Source organism: Actinomycetes bacterium (genome assembly GCA_022599915.1).
In the GTDB taxonomy this organism is placed as follows: domain Bacteria; phylum Actinomycetota; class Actinomycetes; order S36-B12.
Genome location: JAHZLH010000033.1, coordinates 1 through 18071, shown reverse-complemented (window position 1 = coordinate 18071; position 18071 = coordinate 1). Strand labels below are relative to the sequence as shown.

Sequence of the window (18071 nt, the reverse complement as noted above, 5' to 3'; positions counted from 1 at the left end):
CGGGAGGAGAGCGTCGAACCTGGATCCTCCGAGGAGGCCAGCGTGCCAGCAGCTGAAGAGAGTGCGGTGGCAGCGGCGGAAGCAGCCATAGTGATGGAGGCCGCCGTTGAGTCGGCTGTCGTAGAAGAGGCCGCCGCTGAGGTGGTAGCAGAGGCCGCCGCCACGGGAGCAGCTATCGAGGAAGCCGCGGCGGAAGCATTAGCGTCTGCCGACACCCCCGCGGCCGCCGCTGAGGTCGTCGCGGAGGCGGTGATCGCTGAAGCTGCCGTTGCGGAAACCGTTACGGAAGCCGTAGCTGAGGTCGTCGTCGCGGAAGCCGCGATCGAAGAGGCCGCCGAAGAGGCGTTGGAAGAAATCGACCTGGCTGAGTCGTTGAGCATGCTGCCGGGCGACTGGTACGTCATTCACTCTTACGCTGGCTACGAGAAGCGCGTCAAAGCGAATCTAGAGAAGCGCAGCGAAACCCTGAACCTGGAAGACCGCATCTTCCAGGTGGAAGTTCCGGAAGAAGAGGTCACCGAGTTCCGCAAAGGTGAGCGCAAGAAGGTCCGTCGGATCAAACTGCCCGGCTACGTGCTAGTACGGATGGACCTCGACGATGACACCTGGGGCGCGGTCCGCCACACCCCCGGCGTGACTGGCTTCGTCGGCAGCGCCAACGACCCGATCCCGTTGAGCTTGAGCGAGGTCGTCAACATGCTCGCGGAGCCGGAGCCGAGCAAGCCTGCAGAGGAGCAAGTGGCTGAGGCTGGCGTCGAGATTGAGCAAGGCGGGACGGCCGCGCCACAGCCGGTTGTGACCTCCGATTACTCTGTAGGGGACGTAGTGACGGTCGTGGATGGTCCGTTCGCAACGCTCCAGGCCACGATTTCGGACATCAGCACCGAATCAGCCAAACTCACCGCAATGGTCGAACTGTTCGGTCGGGACACCCCGGTCGAGTTGCGGTTTGACCAGGTGGAACGCACCTGACCCCCCGTCCGACAACAAGGTAGGAAAGATGGCTCCGAAGAATAAAAAGGTTGCCGGCCTTATCAAACTGCACATTCAAGCCGGGCAGGCAAACCCGGCCCCGCCGGTTGGCCCCGCGCTGGGTCAGCACGGCGTGAACATTATGGAGTTCTGCAAGGCTTACAACGCAGCGACCGAAAATCAGCGCGGTGAAGTGATTCCCGTGGAGATCACGGTCTACGAGGACCGCTCGTTCGACTTCATCACCAAGACGCCACCGGCGGCGAAGTTGGTACTGAAGGCTGCCGGGCTCAAGAAGGGCTCGGGTGAACCGCACCGCGACAAGGTCGGCTCCATCACCCGCGATCAGGTTCGACAGATCGCGGAGACCAAGATGCCGGACCTAAACGCCAATGACATTGACGCCGCCATGAAGATCATCGAAGGGACCGCCCGCCAGATGGGCGTGACCGTCGAGGGCTGAACCGCCCACCAACCCAGTGGCAGGGCCGCCGTGGCCCGCTGACCACGACTGTGAGGAGACACAGATGAAGCACGGAAAGAAACACAACGCCGGTGTCGAGCGAATCGATGCGGGTCGGCTGTATGAGCCGGCCGATGCCGTAGGGCTCGTCAAGGACATTGCCCCCGAGAAGTTCGACGCCACCATCGAGGTGTCGGCTCGACTCGGCGTGGATCCCCGCAAAGCGGATCAAATGGTTCGCGGCACCGTCAACCTGCCGCACGGCACCGGTAAGACTGCGCGGGTTCTGGTCTTCGCAGCTGGTGAAAAGGCCGAAGAGGCTCGCGCTGCCGGAGCCGACTTTGTCGGTAGCGACGACATGATCGAGAAGGTATCGGAGGGCTGGACCGGATTCGATGCCGCAGTCGCCACCCCGGACATGATGGGCAAGGTCGGCCGGCTGGGTCGGGTGCTCGGCCCGCGCGGCTTGATGCCGAACCCCAAAACCGGCACGGTCACCATGGACGTCGCCAAGGCGGTTGAGGAGATTAAGGGTGGCAAGATCGAGTTCCGGATCGACAAGCACTCGAACTTGCAGTTCATAATCGGCCGTAAATCCTTCTCTGCCGAGCAACTTGCTGACAACTTTAACGCTGCGCTGGAGGAAGTGCTGCGGTTGAAGCCGTCGAGTGCCAAGGGCCGCTACCTGAAGAAGGTTGTGGTCTCGAGCACGATGGGACCCGGTGTACCGGTTGATCCCGCCAGCATCCGCAGCAGCGCGGAACCTGCCAACTGAATCAACCCCCAGCGTTGGCTGGCGGCCGGTTTTGACCTAGCCGCCACCACCGCGTAACCTGAATGCAGCCGAAGACCGCTGGCCGTCATACGACCGAAAGCCCCTTAGGGCGACCCGCGCAGGTGGAACAGTGTTCCCGGGAGACCGGGTCGCTTCCGGCAGTGCCGGACAGTCGAGCTGTGCCGACCAGTGGTCCGAACGAAAGGACCCCTATGTCGCGGGCCGACAAGACTAAGGCAGTTGCCGATCTCACTGAGCGTTTCCGCTCCGCTTCTGGTGCCGTGCTCACCGAATACCGTGGTCTATCCGTCGCCGAACTGCGCGAACTGCGCAGTGCGCTGCGCGGCCACGCCGAGTACATCGTCGTCAAGAACACTCTTACCCAGATTGCGGTCAAGGAGGCCGAAGTCGAAGGTATGGCCGACATGCTGGTTGGCCCGTCGGCGATCGCTTTCATCACTGGCGACCCGGTCGAGGCGTCCAAGGGGCTGAAGGAGTTCGGCAAAGAACATCCGGCGCTATTGGTCAAGGGTGGCTATCTTGATGGCAGCCCGCTAACCCCCGACGAAATCAACAAGTTGGCCGACCTGGAGTCGCGCGAGGTACTGCTGGCCAAGTTGGCTGGCGCCATGAAGGGCTCTATGTCCCAGGCCGTGTCGCTGTTTGCTGCGCCACTGGCCCAAACTGCCCGCTCGCTAGAGGCGCTTCGCGCCAAGGCGGAGGCAGATCCCACAGTCCTCGGTGGTGCTGGCGAGCCAGCAGCTGCCGCGGCGGCCGAGCCGGAAGTGGCGGCCGAAGAAGAAACCAAGACCACGGCTGGTGACGAGCCAGCCGCTGCCGACGAGGCTCCGGCCGCGGAGGCACAGGAGGGCTGACGCCCTGACCCATCCGCCGTCGGCGACGACGGTCCGTCACGGAGTCCGGCCCCCCGCCGGAGCAACTAGAAAGGAACGCCAACATGGCGAAGCTCAGCACTGATGAATTGCTGGATGCATTCAAAGAGATGACGCTGGTCGAACTCAGCGAGTTCGTCAAGCAGTTCGAGGAAACGTTTGAGGTGACCGCCGCCGCACCGGTCGCGGTTGCAGCTGCCGGTGTTCCGGCAGCCGGAGGCGACGCCGATGGCGCCGCTGCCGAGCAGGACGAGTTTGACGTTGTCCTGGAATCGGCCGGCGACAAGAAAATTCAGGTCATCAAGGAGGTCCGCGGACTGACTGACCTGGGTCTGAAGGAAGCCAAGGATCTGGTTGAGGGTGCGCCCAAGGCGGTCCTCGAGGGTGTCGACAAGGAAGCAGCCGACAAGGCCAAGGAAGCGCTGGAAGGCGCTGGTGCCACCGTTTCGGTGAAGTGACCTAGCCGGCCGCTACTGGCCGGTTCGCGATGGGGTAGTCCGGTTATCCGGGCTGCCCCATCGGCTTTTCTGGGCGGTGTTTCGGGCGGTACCGCAAGAAACTGCGGCCGATTGGGGTGTATCGCTTGACTCCGATTTCCTGTCCGACCATCATCGAGTCACCTCCACCGTGCGGCGGTGGACCAGGGATCGAAAATTTTCGGTCCTCTCTAGACATGCGCCAAAAATGCCCGTAGTGTTAGTGGTTGCGTCCCATATCAGATGAACCCCCGGCCACCGGTGTGCCCACAGCCGCGCAGGCACTCCCGGTTCCGGAGCATCTCGGTAGCGTCGTCCGAGATGAATGGTGCGGGTAGGGACGGGTCGGTGTCGCGCGAACTTGGGAAGGACCCTTCTTGACCGCCACGCTTCCTTCTGAAAGCAATACTGGTTCCACCCGCGTCTCTTTCGCTCGTATTCGCGAGCCGTTAGAGGTCCCCGATCTGCTGAGTTTGCAGATCGACTCCTTTGACTGGCTGGTGGGCAACGAACATTGGCAGGCTCGACTCGAAGCTGCCCGCGCCGAAGGGCGCGACGACGTACCGGAAAAGTCCGGTATGGAGGAAGTGTTCGAAGAGATCGGCCAGATCAGCGATTCGCAGGGCAACATGTCGCTCAGCTTCGATGATTTCTATCTCGAAGAGCCGAAAAAGTCGGTTGATGAGTGCCGGGAAAAGGACCTCACCTACGCGGCGCCACTGTTCGTGACGGCGACCTTTGAGAACACTGAGACTGGCGTCAGCATGAGCCAGACGGTCTTCATGGGTGACTACCCGCTGATGACGGACAAAGGTACGTTCATCATCAACGGCACCGAGCGGGTCGTCGTGTCCCAGCTCGTGCGGTCGCCAGGCGTGTACTTCGAGTCTTCGGTCGATAAGACCACTGACAAAGATGTGTTCGTGGGTCGAGTGATTCCAGGTCGTGGCGCTTGGCTTGAGTTCGAGATCGATAAAAAAGACATCGTCAGCGTCCGGTTGGACCGCAAGCGCAAGCAGAACGTGACCGTGCTGTTGAAGGCGCTGGGTATGACTCCGGAGGAAATCCAGGAGCGATTTGGCCAGTACGAGTCGATCATGCGGACCCTTGAGAAGGACACCGTCACCACCCAGGATGAAGCGTTCTTGGACATTTACCGCAAGATGCGACCCGGCGAACCGCCCACTGTGGACAACGGTCGGAACCTGTTGGACAACTACTACTTCAACGACAAGCGCTACGACCTAGCCAAGGTCGGCCGCTACAAGGTCAACAAGAAGTTGGGCCTCGACCTGCCGTTGACCGAGGTTGTGCTGACGGTCGAGGACATGGTTGCCACTATCGACTACCTGGCTGCGCTTCACGCCGGTCAGCAGACGCTGGAGAGCCCGCGCGGCGAAATTCCGGTAGAGACCGATGACATCGATCACTTCGGGAACCGTCGACTGCGCACTGTTGGTGAGTTGATCCAAAACCAGATCCGCACCGGCTTGACTCGGATGGCGCGACTGGTGGGCGAGAAGATGGGTACCAGCGATGTGGAGGCCATCACGCCGCAGTCGCTGATCAAGATCACTCCGCTGAACGCCGCTATCAAGGAATTCTTCGGTACTTCGCAGCTGTCGCAGTTCATGGACCAGACCAACCCACTGGCCGGGCTGACCCACAAGCGTCGACTGTCGGCGTTAGGTCCGGGCGGTCTGTCCCGTGAGCGGGCTGGCTTCGAAGTTCGTGACGTACACCCCTCGCACTACGGCCGGATGTGCCCGATCGAGACTCCGGAAGGTCCGAACATCGGCCTGATCGGTTCGTTGGCTACCTACGGTCGCGTGAATCCGTATGGATTCGTCGAAACCCCGTACCGCCGCGTGGTGGAGGGAGTGGTCTCCGACTCGGTCGACTATCTGTCTGCGGACGAAGAGGATCGTCACGTGATCGCGCAGGCCAACTCTGCGCTGAATGCTGACGGCACCTTCGTGGACGAGCGCGTACTGGTTCGTCGTCGTGGCGGGGAAGTGGACTACGTGCACGGCACTGACGTGGATTACGTGGATGTTTCCCCGCGCCAAATGGTGTCGGTTGCGACCGCCATGATCCCGTTCTTGGAGCATGACGATGCCAACCGCGCGCTGATGGGCTCCAACATGCAGCGGCAGGCAGTGCCGTTGCTGCAATCCGAGGCGCCGCTGGTCGGTACTGGCATGGAGCGTCGGGCAGCAAAGGATGCCGGCGACGTTGTTGTGGCTTACGAGGACGGCACCGTGATTGAGGTGTCGGCAGACCTGATCTCAATCGAGACTGAAGACGGTTCGATTCGCGACTACGGCTTGCACAAGTTTCGTCGTTCTAATCAGGGCACCAGCTATAACCAGAAGCCAATCGTCTCGGTGGGACAGCAGGTTCTCGGCGGCGATGTCATCGCTGACGGTCCCTCCACCGATGAAGGTGAGTTGGCGCTTGGCAAGAACCTGCTCGTGGCATTCATGCCGTGGGAAGGTCACAACTACGAGGACGCCATCATCTTGTCGGAGCGGCTTGTCCGTGACGACGTGTTGTCCAGCATCCACATCGAGGAACACGAAGTGGACGCGCGGGATACCAAGTTGGGACCGGAAGAAATCACCCGGGACATCCCCAACCTGTCTGATGAAGCGCTTGCGGAACTCGACGAGCGCGGCATTGTGCGAGTTGGCGCTGATGTGCAGTCCGGCGACATCCTGGTGGGTAAAACCACGCCGAAGGGCGAGACAGAGCTCACGCCAGAGGAGCGGTTACTGCGGGCAATCTTCGGTGAGAAAGCTAAGGAAGTTCGCGACACTTCGCTGCGCGTTCCCCACGGTGAGAGCGGCAAGGTAATCGCCACGCAAATGTTCGACCGGGATGACGGCGACTCCGAGCTATCGCCGGGCGTCAATCAGATGGTTCGGGTTCACGTGGCCCAAAAGCGCAAGATCACCGAAGGTGACAAGCTCGCTGGCCGCCACGGAAACAAGGGTGTTATCGCCAAGATCCTGCCGGTGGAAGATATGCCGTTCCTTGAGGACGGCACTCCGGTCGACGTGGTCCTTAACCCGCTGGGTGTGCCACGCCGGATGAATCTGGGTCAGATTCTGGAGACTCACCTCGGCTGGGTGGCCCAGTCCGGGTGGGACGTCCCCGCTGGGATTGCGGACGACAGCGGTATTCCCGAAGCAGTACGTGCGGCAGCCCCAGGAACCAATGTCGCCACTCCGGTGTTCGACGGTGTTCAGGGTGAGGCATTGGGTGCGTTGATGGATCACGCCCGTCCCGATGAGGACGGTCAGGTCTTGGTCGGCCGGGACGGTAAGGCGCGGTTGTTCGACGGCCGCTCCGGTGAACCGTTCCCGGATCCGGTGTCGGTGGGTTACATCTACATCCTGAAACTGCTGCACCTCGTGGATGACAAGATCCACGCGCGCAGCACCGGCCCCTACTCGATGATCACGCAGCAGCCGCTGGGCGGTAAGGCCCAGTTCGGTGGCCAGCGGTTCGGCGAGATGGAGGTCTGGGCGCTGGAGGCCTATGGCGCCGCCTACGCGTTGCAGGAACTGCTCACGATCAAGTCCGATGACACCCACGGCCGCGTGAAGGTGTACGAGGCCATCGTGAAGGGCGAGAACATTCCGGAGCCAGGCATTCCGGAATCGTTCAAGGTGCTGGTGAAGGAAATGCAGTCGCTGTGCCTCAATGTTGAGGTGTTGTCAGCGGACGGTATGGCCATTGAGATGAGGGACTCCGAGGAGGACCTATATCGCACCGCCGAGGAACTCGGCATTGACCTGTCTCGCAAAGAGTCGGCTTCCGTCGACGACATCTAACTAGGCGGCGGGGCTATGAGCCCCGCCGCACCCACAGCTATATAACGACCGCCGGACGAGAGGGAGTACAAAGTGCTCGACGTCAACTACTTCGATCAACTACAGATTGGCTTGGCCACCGGAGACGATGTTCGCGCGTGGTCTCACGGTGAGGTGAAAAAGCCAGAGACCATCAACTACCGGACGCTGAAGCCAGAGCGGGACGGGCTGTTCTGCGAAAAAATCTTCGGCCCGACCCGGGACTGGGAATGCTACTGCGGCAAGTACAAGCGGGTGCGCTTCAAGGGCATCATCTGTGAACGCTGTGGTGTTGAGGTCACCCGAGCCAAGGTGCGCCGCGAGCGGATGGGTCACATTGAGCTGGCTGCGCCGGTCACTCATATTTGGTACTTCAAGGGTGTACCTAGCCGGTTGGGCTACTTGCTCGACCTGGCTCCGAAGGATCTTGAGAAGGTCATCTATTTCGCCGCTCACATGATCACTCGCGTGGATGAAGAGGGTCGTCACGAGGCGCTGCCTTCGTTGGAATCGCGACTGGGCGAAGAGACTGGTCGCATCGAACAGCGCCGTGATGACGAGATCAACAAACGACTCGCCAAGTTGGAAGAGGACCTGGCACAGCTGGAAGAAGAGGGCGCCAAGTCCGACGCGAAGCGCAAGGTCAAGGACGGCGCTGAGCGCGAGATGCGGCAGATTCGTAAGAAGGCCGATGACCGGGTGGACTTCCTGAAGTCAGTCTTTGAGCGGTTCCGTACTCTCGAGGTGCAAAGCCTCGAAGGGGACGAGCGGCTCTACCGGGAGATGGAAGACCGCTACGGTAAGTGGTTCGAAGGGCACATGGGTGCCGCGGCCATCCGGCACCGGCTAGCCACCTTCGACTTGGCCGGTGAAGCAGAGAAACTGCGGGAGATCGTCCGCACTGGTACCGGTGCGAAGAAGACCAGGGCGCTGAAGCGACTCAAGGTGATCTCCGCGTTCCTGAGCACCACGAACTCCCCGCTCGGCATGGTGCTGGACGCGGTACCGGTGATCCCACCGGACCTTCGCCCCATGGTGCAGTTGGACGGTGGCCGATTCGCTACCTCTGACCTCAATGACCTATACCGCCGAGTGATCAACCGCAACAACCGGTTGAAGCGATTGATCGATTTGGGTGCACCCGAGATCATCGTCAACAACGAGAAGCGCATGCTGCAGGAGGCCGTGGACGCGTTGTTCGACAACGGTCGTCGCGGCCGGCCGGTGACGGGGCCGGGTAACCGGGCACTGAAGTCGCTGTCGGACATGCTCAAGGGCAAGCAGGGTCGCTTCCGGCAGAACCTGCTCGGTAAGCGGGTGGATTATTCCGGTCGTTCCGTGATTGTGGTCGGTCCGCAACTCGAACTGCATCAGTGTGGTCTGCCCAAGCAGATGGCACTGGAGCTATTCAAGCCGTTCGTCATGAAGCGTCTCGTGGAACTCGGGCACTCGCAGAACATCAAGGCAGCCAAGCGGCGCGTCGAGCGTGCCCCAGGTGGCGGCCACGCCTACGCCGATGTCTGGGCGGTGTTGGAAGAAGCCATCGCCGAGCATCCGGTTCTACTGAACCGGGCGCCCACGCTGCACCGACTCGGCATTCAGGCCTTCGAGCCGCAGTTGATTGAGGGCAAGGCCATCCAGATTCACCCGCTGGTCTGCACCGCGTTCAACGCTGACTTTGACGGTGACCAGATGGCGGTGCACTTGCCGCTGTCGCCGGAAGCGCAAGCTGAGGCTCGGATTTTGATGCTGTCCAGCAACAACATCCTGTCCCCGGCAAACGGCAAGCCGATCACCACACCGACTCAGGACATGGTGCTCGGCATCTATCACCTGACCGACAGGATCGAGGGCGCCACCGGTGAAGGCCGGGCGTTCACGAGCCCGGACGAGGCGTTGATGGCCTACGACAACGGTGAAATCGATCTGAATGCGCCGATCAAGGTCCGCCTCGTGGCTGAGGAGCCGCCGGCTGGCGCGGAGTTACCTGAAGGTTTCTCCTTCGGCGATGAGTTCGTGTTGGAGAGCACCATCGGCCGCGTACTGTTCAATGAGGCCCTGCCCAGCGACTATCCCTGGGTCAACGAGCAGGTGGACAAGAAAGCCCTGGGCGACCTGGTGAACTGGTTGTCCGAGCGGTACATGAAGATCGAAATCGCCGAGACGTTGGACCGGCTCAAGGAGTTGGGCTTCTACTGGGCGACTCGGTCAGGTGTGACCATCTCTATCGAGGATGTCGTACCGCCGCCGGCGAAGAAAGAAATCCTGGCTGACGCAGAGGCACAGGCTGCAAAGATCGATGCCAAGGTTGAGCTCGGTGCGATGACCGATCAGGAGCGCCGTGAGGAGCTCATCAAGATCTGGACTCGCGCTACTGACGAGGTCGACAAGGCGATGCGCGCCAACCTGCCGACCGACAACAGCATCGCGGAGATGGTGTCCTCGGGTGCTGGTGGTAACTACAGCCAGATTCGACAGATCGCGGGTATGCGTGGGCTGGTAGCCAATCCCAAGGGTGAAACGATTCCGCGTCCGATCAAGGCCAACTTCCGTGAGGGGTTGACGGTGTTGGAATACTTCATCTCCACCCACGGCGCCCGTAAGGGTTTGGCCGATACCGCGCTGCGAACCGCCGACTCCGGCTACCTCACCCGCCGGCTGGTAGACGTGTCTCAGGACCTGATCGTTCGCGATCTGGACTGCCACACCCGGATGAGCCTGGACAAGCCGATTGCAGACGCCGAAGGCAACCTGGTCGACAACGTTGACACCGCAGTCGCTTCGCGGTTGGTTGCAGCGGATGTTGTCGTAGACGGTGATGTTGTCATCCCTGCTGGTGCCCAAATCACCATGCCGTTGATTCGCCAGCTGGTCGCGTCCGGGGTGCAGTCAGTGCGCGTCCGTTCGGTGATGCACTGCAAGAGCCTGTCGGGCATCTGTGCTTCCTGCTATGGCCAGAGCCTGGCCACCGGGCAGTTGGTCGACGTTGGCGAAGCGGTGGGCATTGTGGCCGCGCAGTCCATTGGTGAGCCAGGTACTCAGCTGACGATGCGTACCTTCCACACCGGTGGCGTTGCTGGTGACGACATCACCCAGGGTCTGCCCAGGGTTGTGGAGCTGTTTGAGGCCCGCACCCCCAAGGGTTATGCGCCCATCGCGGAGAAGGCTGGCGTGGTCGAAATCCGGGATACGGACAAGACCCGCAAGGTCGTTGTGCGCGAGGTAGGCGACGAGAACGATCCCGATGCCAAGGAACACAAGGTGTCGAAGCGCTCGGAACTCTTGGTCGAGGACGGTCAAGAAATCGCCGCTGGCACTCAGCTAGTGAAGGGTGTCATTGACCCTAAGGACGTGCTCAAGGTGCAAGGCCAGCGAGCAGTGCAGCGGTTCCTTGTTGACGAGGTGCAGAAGGTGTACCGCAGTCAGGGTGTGTCGATTCACGATAAGCACATCGAGGTCATCCTGCGGCAGATGTTGCGTCGGATCACCATCTTGGACTCCGGGGACTCGGATTTCCTGACGGCTGAGTTGGTGGACCGTGGCCAGTTCGAGAGTGGCAACAAGCTCGTGGTGAGCGAAGGTGGCGAACCCGCCTCTGGCCGCCCGGAGCTGATGGGTATTACCAAGGCCTCGCTGGCGACCGAGTCGTGGCTGTCCGCGGCTTCGTTCCAGGAGACCACCAAGGTGCTCACCGACGCCGCCATTCAGGCGAAGCGGGACAACCTGCAGGGTCTGAAGGAGAATGTGATTCTGGGCAAGCTGATCCCCGCGGGGACGGGCATGCCACAGTACCGCCACATTCGGGTCGATCCGACCGAGGAGGCCAAGGAGGCGATGTACCCGTCGTTTACTACCTACGACGACATCGCTTACCAAGAGGACGGCTTCGGCGAGAGTACCGGCGAGGCAGTTGCTCTCGAGGAGTTCGACACTCGCGGCTACTGATCTGCACCAGCAGCTTCATGTTGACCCCGATCACCCTTGCTGGGTATCGGGGTCAACGCTTTTCGGCCCAATGCGCCAATGCCGGGTTGTGGCGAAGCGCGACCCATACGAAGCAGTAGTGAGGGAGCCAGTGCTGACCGGCTAGGACTGCGGAGCTAGCTAGTTGGAATCGCTTGCATGGGCCAACTCTTGGGCTCGATTCCTGCTGGCTTGGGACAGTAACTTCACGCCAAGGCCCAGCAAGGTCAGATCAAGGATCATTTGTGACATCACCACGAGGCGGGCGGTGTCATTTCCGGGTGAAATCTCACCAAAGCCGACAGTGCTCAACGTCGTGACCGAAAAGTACACCGCGGAAATCTTGCTAGCGATGGAGGTGGTGAATGCCTCAGCGTCGTAGAAGGACAACGAGTAGTAGAGGTAGGCGTAGCCCAGCAGGAGGAGGGCGAAGAGCAGCATGAGCAAGATCACGCCGTCGACCACCGGATGTGATGACCGTGACAGTCGAACGAGTGCCACTGTGAATATCGCCCAGTACGAGGTGAACAGGAAGAAGCACATTATCGACAGCAGGAGTGGGCTACCCGACACATTGATGGGTTGTGCCAGCGCAAACAGGCCGAACAAGATCGCGATTCCCGTAGCGCCAGCGAGCCAGCGCTTTGTCAAGGTGCTGAGCCAGCTGTTGGTTGAGCTGGAGGCCGTTGCTGGTGTCGTCTCGACAAGGTTTTCGGGGCTCTCTGGCATGTGGTTCAGTCTGCCCGGTCTGGCCGTTGATCCTGGGTAAATCGGGAGCATCGGGCGTCGTGGCGAAGTAGTGCGCAGAGCTGGGGCGGCTAGAGTTGAGGTATGCATGCGGTAGTAGTAGCGGAACCTGGCGGACCGGAAACCATGAAACTGGCGGAGGTTCCCGAACCAGTGCCGGGGCCGGGTGAGGTAGTGATCAATGTGACTGCCGCTGGGGTTAATCGCGCTGATTTACTGCAGCGACAAGGGTTCTATCCACCGCCGCCGGGTGCGAGTGAGATCTTGGGATTGGAGTGCAGCGGGACTATCGCATCAACGGGCGCTGCGGCCGATCTCGGTCTGCCCGCCGGGGTGCAGGTTTGTGCACTGCTGGCTGGCGGCGGGTATGCCCAGCAAGTCGCCGTGCCGGCGGGTCAGGTAATGCCGCTGCCAGAGGGGGTAGGGCTTGTCGACGCCGGTGCGTTGCCGGAAGTCGCCTGCACCGTCTACTCCAATCTCGCCATGAAAGCCGGACTCCAGGCAGGTGAGTGGCTCCTGATTCACGGTGGCGGCAGCGGCATCGGCACTTTCGCCATCCAATGGGCCAAGGCCATTGGCGCCAAGGTCATCGCCACGGCTGGGTCACCGGGCAAGGTCGCTGGTTGTCTCACGCTGGGAGCGGATGCAGCTATTGACTATCGGGAGGAGGACTTTGTCTCCCGAGTCAAGGAGATCACGGATGGACATGGCGCCGACGTGATCCTAGATGTCGTGGGCGCGAAGTACCTCGATCGGAATCTGCATTCGCTCGCGATCAGCGGTCGATTGGTGGTTATTGGGTTGCAGGGCGGTACTAATGCCGAACTAGATTTGGGTCGACTGCTGAGCAGACGGGCCACTGTCATGGGCACATCTTTACGCGCTCGGCCCACTGCGGAGAAAGCCGATATTTGCCAGCAGGTGGTTGCGGAGGTCTGGCCGCTGATGGCCGCCGGAAAGATCGAGCCGGTGGTGGAGCGTGCGCTACCGCTTGCGGATGCGGCTGTTGCTCATGAGGAGCTGGCGGCAAGTACTCACTTTGGCAAGTTCCTGCTGCTACCTGAGCGAAATGTCGCCGCCGGGGTGCCGGATCTAGTGCCCAGCGGCCCAGCCAGTTGATACATCACAGGCTGGCTGCGCCCGCTTGCATGGCCCCGGTAAAAGTGGAGTAGGTCACTTGGGGGATTTTCGGCGGTACTGCCTTTGACCGCTGGCCTGCCGTATGAGTATTCTGGTGAACCGTGCCCGGTAACCGCTGGGTACTGCATGGGCCCCGGTCATGGATCGCCTCCCTCGCTTGGGAGGGGAATCAACCATCCGGGCCCAGACCAACCCGTGACTCGGACTGAGTTTCGCTGCTAACTGGCTGCGCGACACACCCGACCGCGTGGAAGGGACAAATCGGACACCCGTCCGATTTGGATGACACCAGCGAGCAACGGACTGGAGAGCACGTGCCCACCATCCAGCAACTGGTCCGCAAGGGCCGGCAGGACAAGATCGCGAAGAACAAGACCCCTGCGCTTAAGGGAAGTCCCCAGCGCCGTGGCGTCTGCACTCGCGTCTACACCACTGCCCCCAAGAAGCCGAACTCGGCGCTGCGGAAGGTCGCCCGCGTGCGGCTGTCCAGCGGCATCGAGGTGACTGCCTACATTCCCGGCGTCGGCCACAACCTGCAGGAGCACTCAATCGTGCTGGTGCGCGGTGGCCGTGTGAAGGATCTGCCGGGTGTGCGTTACAAGATCGTGCGCGGTTCGCTCGACACCCAGGGTGTGAAGGATCGCAAGCAGGCACGTAGCCGCTACGGAGCGAAGAAGGAGAAGGGCTGATGCCGCGCAAAGGTCCCGCCGATAAGCGACCCGTTATCGCTGATCCGGTCTACGAATCTGAGTTGGTGACCCAGTTGGTCAACAAGATCCTGCAGGATGGCAAGCGCTCGACTGCGCAGAGCATCGTCTACGGCGCCTTAGAAGGTGCCGCCGTCAAGACCGAAGCTGATCCGGTGGTGACGCTTCGTCGTGCCATCGACAACGTCAGCCCCACCCTTGAGGTACGTTCCCGCCGGGTCGGCGGCGCCACCTACCAGGTGCCGATTGAAGTTCGCCGAGGGCGTTCCACCACGCTGGCCCTGCGCTGGCTGGTGACCTACGCCCGGGAGCGCCGCGAGCGCACCATGACCGAGCGACTGATGAATGAAATCTTGGACGCGTCCAACGGCCTCGGTGCCGCTGTGAAGAAGCGCGAAGACATTCACAAGATGGCGGAGGCTAACAAGGCCTTTGCCCACTACCGCTGGTAACCCACGAGAACGACGGAGACTGAAGTGGCGACAGAACTGGGCGATGTCCGCAATATCGGCATCATGGCGCATATCGACGCGGGCAAAACCACGACGACCGAGCGCATCCTGTTCTACACCGGCATCAACTACAAGATCGGTGAAGTTCATGAGGGTGCCGCCACCATGGACTGGATGGAGCAGGAGCAGGAGCGTGGCATCACGATCACCTCTGCTGCGACCACCTGTCACTGGCGCGATCACCAGATCAACATCATCGATACGCCGGGCCACGTCGACTTCACTGTTGAGGTTGAGCGTTCCCTGCGGGTGCTCGACGGTGCGGTAGCAGTTTTCGACGGCGTTGCCGGTGTCGAGCCACAGTCGGAAACTGTGTGGCGACAGGCTGATCGCTACCGGGTCCCGCGGATTTGCTTCATCAACAAACTTGACCGTACTGGTGCGGAGTTCCACCGCTGTGTGGACATGATCATCTCTCGGCTCAACGCCACGCCGCTGGTGCTGCAGTTGCCGATCGGCGCTGAGGCTTCGTTCCAGGGCGTCGTCGATTTGGTGTCGATGAAAGCATTGGTATGGCCGGAAGACACCAAGCTGGGCGAGAGCTACGAGGAGCAGGAGATTCCTGATACCCACACCGAAGCTGCCCGGGAATGGCGTGATCGGTTGCTGGAGACTATCGCCGAGAACGACGACGAGATGATGGAGAAGTACCTCGAGGGCGAAGAGCCCAATGTCGAGGAACTAAAAGCCGCCATCCGTCGCGCTACCTTGGCGGACTCGTTGACCCCGGTCTTGTGTGGTACCGCCTTCAAGAACAAGGGTGTGCAGCCGCTACTGGACGCTGTTGTCGACTACCTGCCCTCCCCGCTCGATGTTGAGGCGGTTGAGGGACACAAGGTCGGCGATGAGGAGACTGTCATTCTCCGGGAGCCCAACAGTGACGCCCCGATGTCAGCGCTGGCCTTCAAGATCATGAGTGATCCGCACCTGGGCAAGTTGACCTACTTGCGGGTCTACTCCGGAACTTTGACCGCTGGTGGCAACGTGCTCAACTCTGTGCGTGAGAAGAAGGAGCGCATCGGCAAGATTTACCGGATGCACGCCAACAAGCGTGAGGAAATCGACTCGGTCGGTGCCGGTGAGATCGTTGCAGTAATGGGGCTGAAGCAGTCCACCACGGGCGAGACGCTGTGTGATCAAGGTGACCCGGTAGTGCTGGAGTCCATGACCTTCCCAGCGCCAGTGATTTCGGTGGCGATTGAGCCGAAGACCAAGAGTGACCAGGACAAGTTGGCCACCGCCATCCAGCGGCTGGCAGAGGAGGACCCCACCTTCCAGGTCCGTTCGGATGAGGAAACCGGTCAGACGATCATCTCCGGTATGGGCGAGCTGCACCTTGAGGTGTTGGTAGACCGTATGCGCCGGGAGTTCAAGGTCGAGGCCAACGTAGGTAAGCCACAGGTGGCCTACCGCGAAACCATCACCAAGCCGGTGAAGAAGGTGGAGTACACCCACAAGAAGCAAACCGGTGGTTCCGGACAGTTCGGTCGCGTCATCATCGACGTTGAGCCCACTGGCGGTGAAGGCGACGGTGGCTACGAGTTCGAGAACAAGGTCACCGGTGGTCGTATCCCGCGGGAGTACATCCCCAGCGTGGATGCCGGTTGCCAGGACGCAATGGAGTTCGGCGTGCTAGCCGGTTACCCGATGGTGGACGTCAAGGTAGTACTGCAAGACGGTGCCTACCATGACGTTGACTCCAGCGAGTTGGCCTTCAAGATCGCCGGATCGATGGCCTTCAAGGAAGCCGCCCGTCGAGCGGGGCCAGCATTACTGGAGCCAATGATGGCGGTTGAGGTCATCACCCCGGAAGACTTCATGGGTGATGTGATTGGCGACATCAACTCCCGTCGCGGTCAGGTCCAGGCCATGGATGAGCGTTCGGGAGCCCGCGTGGTCACGGCCACGGTGCCGCTCTCGGAAATGTTCGGCTATGTGGGAGATCTGCGCAGCCGGACTCAGGGCCGAGCGTCGTACTCGATGCAGTTCGACTCCTACGCCCAGGTCCCGAACAGCGTGGCGGAAGAAATTATTGCGAAAGCTCGGGGGGAATAACCCAAACTCTCCAGTGGCTGCGGCTACCGGAGTAACTACAACCAAACATCACAACTGAATCGACAACAAAATAGCTGGAAGCGGATTGATCCCGCTATCAGTGGGAATAGAAACAACAGGGAATGCTCACCCCCAACGAGCACGGCAGCGATCGGATCAGTAACGATCGCCGCCAGCACACGTAACGAGGTCAAGGAGGACCCCAGTGGCGAAGGCGAAGTTTGAACGGACAAAGCCCCACGTCAACATCGGCACCATCGGTCACATCGACCACGGGAAGACGACGCTGACGGCGGCAATCACCAAGGTGCTGCACGACAAGTACCCGGAAATGAACCCTTTCACTCCGTTCGAGGACATCGACAAGGCTCCCGAAGAGCGGCAGCGCGGTATCACCATCTCGATTGCTCACGTTGAGTACGAGACCGAGACCCGCCACTACGCTCACGTGGACTGCCCCGGTCACGCGGACTACATCAAGAACATGATCACCGGTGCCGCTCAGATGGACGGCGCGATCCTGGTTGTGGCGGCCACTGACGGCCCGATGCCGCAGACCAAGGAGCACGTCCTGCTTGCTCGCCAGGTGGGTGTGCCCTCGATCGTAGTGGCGCTGAACAAGTGCGACATGGTCGACGACGAGGAAATCCTCGAGCTGGTCGAGCTAGAGGTGCGTGAGCTGCTGAGCAGCTACGAGTTCCCCGGCGACGATATCCCGGTCGTGAAGGTTGCTGCTTTCCCCGCTCTGCAGGGTGACGAGAAGTGGGGCGAGTCGATTCTCGAGTTGATGGGTCAGGTTGACGAGTACATCCCGACGCCGGAGCGCGACATCGACAAGCCGTTCCTGATGCCGGTGGAGGACGTCTTCACCATTACCGGTCGCGGCACTGTCGTCACCGGCCGCATCGAGCGCGGTGTGGTCAAGGTGAACGAAGAGGTCGAGATCGTGGGCATCCGTCCCGACAAGCAGACCACTACTGTCACCGGTGTGGAGATGTTCCGCAAGCTGCTCGACGAGGGCCAGGCTGGCGAGAACGTCGGACTCTTGCTGCGCGGCACCAAGCGTGAGGACGTCGAGCGTGGCCAGGTTGTGGTCAAGCCCGGCACCACCACCCCGCATACTGACTTTGAGGCCCAGGTCTACATCCTGGCCAAGGACGAGGGCGGTCGTCATACACCGTTCTTCGACTCCTACCGGCCGCAGTTCTACTTCCGCACCACGGACGTGACCGGCGTCGTGACCCTGCCTGACGGCAAGGACATGGTTATGCCCGGTGACGACACCGCGATGAGCGTAGAGCTGATCCAGCCGGTCGCCATGGACGAGGGTCTGCGGTTTGCCATCCGTGAGGGTGGCCGTCACACGCCGTTCTTCAACAACTACCGCCCGCAGTTCTACTTCCGCACCACGGACGTGACGGGCTCCTGCGTGCTGCCGGACGGCGTGGAGATGGTCATGCCGGGCGACAACACCCAGATGACGGTCGAGCTGATCCAGCCGATCGCCATGG

The 18071-nt window shown here is 61.1% G+C and carries 13 protein-coding genes; 12 read left to right on the top strand and 1 reads right to left on the bottom strand.

Translation table 11 applies throughout. The annotated features are described in order from the left end of the window. Positions 1-93 precede the first annotated feature (93 nt). The 7 genes from nusG (at position 94) to K0U62_06290 (ending at position 11381) form a co-directional block, all read left to right on the top strand. A complete protein-coding gene (nusG, locus tag K0U62_06320) occupies positions 94-972 on the top strand; it encodes a transcription termination/antitermination protein NusG (protein ID MCH9801137.1) in 879 nt (292 codons plus the stop codon). Positions 973-1000: 28 nt separating this feature from the next. Continuing rightward, positions 1001-1435: a 50S ribosomal protein L11 gene (gene rplK, locus K0U62_06315; GenBank protein MCH9801136.1), complete on the top strand. Its 435-nt coding sequence runs from the start codon at positions 1001-1003 to the stop codon at positions 1433-1435. Between the two features lie 64 nt (positions 1436-1499). Continuing rightward, positions 1500-2210, top strand: a complete 711-nt coding sequence (rplA, locus tag K0U62_06310; protein MCH9801135.1) for a 50S ribosomal protein L1 — start codon at positions 1500-1502, stop codon at positions 2208-2210. A 212-nt stretch (positions 2211-2422) separates the two neighbouring features. Continuing rightward, positions 2423-3085 carry a 50S ribosomal protein L10 gene (gene rplJ / locus K0U62_06305; GenBank protein ID MCH9801134.1) on the top strand — a complete coding sequence of 221 codons (663 nt, stop codon included), beginning with the start codon at positions 2423-2425 and terminating at the stop codon, positions 3083-3085. Positions 3086-3168: 83 nt separating this feature from the next. Further along, entirely contained in the window at positions 3169-3561 is a 393-nt protein-coding gene (rplL, locus tag K0U62_06300) for a 50S ribosomal protein L7/L12 (GenBank protein ID MCH9801133.1), read from the top strand. Positions 3562-3956: 395 nt separating this feature from the next. Beyond that, positions 3957-7418, top strand: a complete 3462-nt coding sequence (gene rpoB, locus K0U62_06295) for a DNA-directed RNA polymerase subunit beta (protein ID MCH9801132.1) — start codon at positions 3957-3959, stop codon at positions 7416-7418. Between the two features lie 72 nt (positions 7419-7490). After that, positions 7491-11381 (top strand): DNA-directed RNA polymerase subunit beta', encoded by a 3891-nt coding sequence (locus K0U62_06290; GenBank protein MCH9801131.1) that lies wholly within the window; start codon positions 7491-7493, stop codon positions 11379-11381. Positions 11382-11540: 159 nt separating this feature from the next. On the opposite strand, the gene K0U62_06285 is transcribed toward K0U62_06290, so the two are convergent. After that, positions 11541-12128 carry a hypothetical protein gene (locus tag K0U62_06285; protein ID MCH9801130.1) on the bottom strand — a complete coding sequence of 196 codons (588 nt, stop codon included), beginning with the start codon at positions 12126-12128 and terminating at the stop codon, positions 11541-11543. A gap of 102 nt (positions 12129-12230) precedes the next feature. Here K0U62_06285 and K0U62_06280 point away from each other — a divergent pair, with 102 nt between their 5' ends. The 5 genes from K0U62_06280 to tuf form a co-directional block, all read left to right on the top strand. Beyond that, positions 12231-13265, top strand: a complete 1035-nt coding sequence (locus K0U62_06280; protein MCH9801129.1) for an NAD(P)H-quinone oxidoreductase — start codon at positions 12231-12233, stop codon at positions 13263-13265. 335 nt (positions 13266-13600) lie between these two features. Next, entirely contained in the window at positions 13601-13975 is a 375-nt protein-coding gene (gene rpsL / locus K0U62_06275; protein MCH9801128.1) for a 30S ribosomal protein S12, read from the top strand. Further along, complete coding sequence (gene rpsG / locus K0U62_06270) at positions 13975-14445, top strand: 30S ribosomal protein S7 (protein ID MCH9801127.1); 471 nt, start codon at positions 13975-13977, stop codon at positions 14443-14445. The genes rpsL and rpsG overlap by 1 nt, the downstream gene beginning before the upstream one ends. Positions 14446-14508: 63 nt before the next feature. Continuing rightward, positions 14509-16560, top strand: coding sequence for an elongation factor G (gene fusA / locus K0U62_06265; protein MCH9801126.1), 2052 nt, complete (start codon positions 14509-14511; stop codon positions 16558-16560). 205 nt (positions 16561-16765) lie between these two features. Further along, positions 16766-18071, top strand: a 1306-nt coding sequence (tuf, locus tag K0U62_06260; protein MCH9801125.1) for an elongation factor Tu, incomplete at its 3' end; no start/stop codon positions are given.